The organism is Enterobacter cloacae complex sp. BZL2005 (assembly GCF_049238885.1).
Lineage (GTDB): Bacteria > Pseudomonadota > Gammaproteobacteria > Enterobacterales > Enterobacteriaceae > Enterobacter > Enterobacter roggenkampii.
Window position 1 is genome coordinate 1 of the sequence record NZ_JBMKGI010000037.1, and the last position, 4,092, is coordinate 4,092.

General features: G+C 47.5%; 2 protein-coding genes and 1 pseudogene. 2 read left to right on the plus strand and 1 reads right to left on the minus strand.

All coding sequences use genetic code 11. From position 1 onward, the window contains the following. Window positions 1-105: 105 nt before the first annotated feature. Window positions 106-231 (minus strand): annotated as a pseudogene (locus ACOTXI_RS24095) (IS1 family transposase); the annotation flags it as partial. A gap of 428 nt (window positions 232-659) precedes the next feature. Here ACOTXI_RS24095 and ACOTXI_RS24100 point away from each other — a divergent pair. Together ACOTXI_RS24100 and ACOTXI_RS24105 are read left to right on the plus strand one after the other, a co-directional pair. After that, window positions 660-2,657 carry a BCCT family transporter gene (locus tag ACOTXI_RS24100; protein WP_008502232.1) on the plus strand — a complete coding sequence of 666 codons (1,998 nt, stop codon included), beginning with the start codon at window positions 660-662 and terminating at the stop codon, window positions 2,655-2,657. Window positions 2,658-2,720: 63 nt separating this feature from the next. Next, window positions 2,721-4,013, plus strand: coding sequence for a DUF2254 domain-containing protein (locus ACOTXI_RS24105; RefSeq protein WP_023304011.1), 1,293 nt, complete (start codon window positions 2,721-2,723; stop codon window positions 4,011-4,013). Window positions 4,014-4,092 lie beyond the last annotated feature (79 nt).

Here is a 4,092-nt window from a genome sequence, read left to right on the forward strand (position 1 = left end):
AAGACATCAATCATCTGCTCTCCAATGACTAGTCTAAAAACTAGTATTAAGACTATCACTTATTTAAGTGATATTGGTTGTCTGGAGATTCAGGGGGCCAGTCTACTGCAGTTGCCATGTTTTACGGCAGTGAGAGCAGAGATAGCGCTGATGTCCGGCAGTGCTTTTGCCGTTACGCACCACCCCGTCAGTAGCTGAACAGGAGGGACAGCTGATAGAAACAGAAGCCACTGGAGCACCTCAAAAACACCATCATACACTAAATCAGTAAGTTGGCAGCATCACCGGCGATTGTTACTCGTTTTGGACAAGTCAGCCTGAAGGAAAATCAGCGACGAACCGGCACTGATTATTTGCATCCTGAACGTCTGTCCTTACCTCTGACATTGCGACCATCCTTAAAGCCCGCTTTACGCAACATCAGACGTTAGTAAGTCATTCTCAATATTGCTCTAATCAAAGTGAATCCCCAGATCTGATGCAATTTATGCAAATCAAATGCTCCAGAAGACGGCTGGCAGACTATCAACAGGATATCTGTATGGCCACTCTTGCACTCTGCATTCCGATTGACGCCGCATCGTAAGTTGAAGTTTGCTAATCTTTGAGATGTAGTACCCTCTATACAGTGCGGATTTTAATTAATGGAATAAATGATTATGAGTGAAAATGATACAATCCAAAAGAAGTCTAAAAGCCAGATTAACAAAGCGGTATTCTTTACATCTGCTTTGTTAATTTTCCTTCTTGTCGCCTTTGCCGCTGTATTCCCGGATGTCGCCGACAAAAATTTTAAACTACTTCAGCAACAAATCTTCACGAATGCCAGCTGGTTCTACATCCTTGCAGTGGCCCTGATTCTACTGAGTGTCTCGTTCCTGGGACTCTCACGCTACGGTGATATCAAACTGGGTCCGGACCATGCGCAGCCTGATTTTAGCTATCACTCCTGGTTTGCGATGCTTTTCTCGGCAGGGATGGGGATCGGCCTGATGTTCTTTGGCGTTGCTGAACCTGTGATGCATTATCTTTCACCTCCTGTCGGCACTCCAGAGACCGTTGCGGCAGCGAAGGAAGCAATGCGCCTGACGTTCTTCCACTGGGGCCTGCACGCATGGGCAATCTATGCCATTGTGGCACTGATCCTGGCCTTTTTCAGTTACCGTCACGGTCTGCCTTTAACGCTGCGTTCCGCACTTTATCCCATTATTGGCGAGCGCATATACGGACCTGTAGGCCATGCGGTTGATATTTTCGCCGTTATTGGCACCGTCTTTGGCGTTGCGACATCGCTGGGGTACGGTGTTTTGCAGGTGAATGCTGGTTTGAATCATCTTTTCGGGGTGCCTATTAATGAAACGGTGCAGGTGATTCTAATCGTTGTCATCACTGGTTTAGCGACGATTTCGGTGGTGTCCGGCCTGGACAAGGGAATACGTATACTGTCTGAGCTCAACCTGGGCCTGGCAGTGCTGCTGCTGGCGCTGGTCCTGTGTCTGGGACCAACCGTGCTTCTGCTGAAGTCATTTGTGGAAAATACGGGCGGTTATCTTTCTGAACTGGTGAGTAAAACTTTTAACCTTTATGCGTATGAACCTAAGTCGAGCAACTGGCTGGGGGGCTGGACATTACTGTACTGGGGATGGTGGCTTTCATGGTCGCCGTTTGTGGGGATGTTCATCGCAAGAGTCTCGCGCGGTCGAACCATTCGCGAGTTTGTCACCGGCGTGCTGTTTGTTCCCGCCGGCTTCACGCTCATGTGGATGACGGTGTTTGGTAACAGCGCAATCTATCTCATTATGCACCAGGGGGCGGCTGATCTCGCCAATACCGTTCAGCAGGATGTCGCGCTGGCCCTGTTTAATTTCCTGGAGCATTTCCCGTTTTCTTCCGTGCTGTCATTTATTGCAATGGCGATGGTCATTGTCTTCTTTGTCACCTCGGCTGACTCCGGGGCAATGGTTGTTGATACGCTGGCATCGGGTGGCGTCGCTAACACGCCTGTATGGCAGCGAATTTTCTGGGCCTCGCTCATAGGGATTGTGGCAATCGCACTGCTGATTGCGGGGGGACTGAGCGCGCTGCAAACCGTGACAATAGCGAGCGCATTACCTTTCTCAGTGATTTTACTGATATCCATATACGGATTATTAAAAGCCCTGCGTCGGGATTTGACCAAGCGTGAAAGCCTGAGCATGGCGACTATTGCTCCGACTGCAGCGCGTAACCCGATTCCATGGCAGAGACGCTTGCGCAATATCGCTTATCTGCCAAAGCGCTCTCTTGTGAAACGCTTTATGGGCGACGTTATCCAGCCCGCCATGACGCTGGTTCAGGAAGAACTGAATAAACAGGGAACGATAAGCCATATAAGTGATACTGATGACGAACGAATTCGGCTTGAAGTCGATTTGGGCAATGAGCTGAACTTTATTTATGAAGTGAGACTTCGTGGCTATAACTCACCGGCTTTCGCCATGGCTGCAATGGACAATGACGAGCAGCAGGTTGAGCAACATCGATATTATCGCGCTGAGGTCTATCTGAAAGAAGGCGGTCAAAACTATGATGTGATGGGCTGGAATCAGGAACAGCTGATTAATGACATACTGGACCAGTACGAAAAACACCTGCACTTCCTGCACCTCGTTCGTTAATACAAAAATGCCGTCCTGCCGGGCGGCATTTATTTTCCCGAACTTAATACAAGGATATGCTGAATGATTTTACGCTGGCAATGGATTCTCAGGCAGACACTTAAAAAACTATGGTTCAGGGCAACGTTATTTGCAATGGTAGCAATAATAACGGCCCTTTTATCTATTCTTTTTAGATCAATGATCCCAGAGTCAGTATCAGTGAAGGTTGGTGCGGAAGCAGTTGATAATATTCTGAACATACTGGCATCGAGTATGCTGGCGGTGACCACATTTTCACTGAGTATCATGGTCACCGCTTACGGTTCAGCCACTACTAATGTGACGCCCAGAGCCACGCGTTTAGTTGTAGAAGACGTAACCACACAAAATGTACTGGCCACTTTTATCGGTTCTTTTCTCTTCAGCCTGGTAGGGATTATTGCCCTCAATATGGGAGCCTACGGAGAAAGGGGTAGAGTCATTTTATTCATTGTAACACTGGTTGTCATTGCCTTAATAATCATCACATTGCTTCGCTGGATACAGCATTTGACCTCTCTGGGCAGGGTAGGTGAGACAACAGCAAAAGTAGAACAGGCGGCGATCGAGACATTTATTGCGAGAGCAAAAAGTCCATGTCTTGGCGGATATCCATGGCTTGAGAACAATGAACAACCAAAAGGAACTGTTGCCGTATATCCGGAGAAAATTGGCTATGTTGAATATATTGACATGGTCAAGCTCGGCAGTCTGCTGAGCAATGATCCTCGTCATGTATATCTTGTGGCGCAGCCAGGCAGTTTCATACATCCATCGATGCCAGTTTTGTACCTGAGTTCTGGTCAGGAGTCATCAATCTGTACCGATTTACTTGAAACGATCATTGTCTCGGATGTGCGTTCATTTGCTCAGGATCCCCGATTCTGTCTCAGCGTCATGGCCGAAATAGCCTGCAGGGCCCTTTCGCCCGCAGTAAACGATCCCGGTACTGCGATTGATGTCATTGGCAGAGGTGTTCGAATACTCTCCGCTTACGCGCAGAATAAAATAGATGAAACTGAAGTGATATATCCTTCAGTACATGTTGCGCCACTTCAGATCAAAGACCTACTGGAAGACTTTTTCTTACCTGTTGCACGTGATGGTGCGAGTATGAGGGAGATTCAGATAAGAGTCCTTAAAGGACTGTCTATGCTGAGTAAGGGTTGGCCTGGGATGTTTGCTGAAGCCGCACATATACTGGCATCTGAAACATTAGAGCATGCAACTCGTACTGGTCATATAGCCCATGACGAATATCTTATAAAATCAATTTATTATAATTTATTCAGTGGCGAAAATCCTAAGGAAGGTGCGAACAAGTTCCTGATATGAGATCATCATATTCATCCGGAGCGCATCCCAGAGGGACATCATGAGCCATCAACTCACCTTCGCCGATAGTGAATTCAGC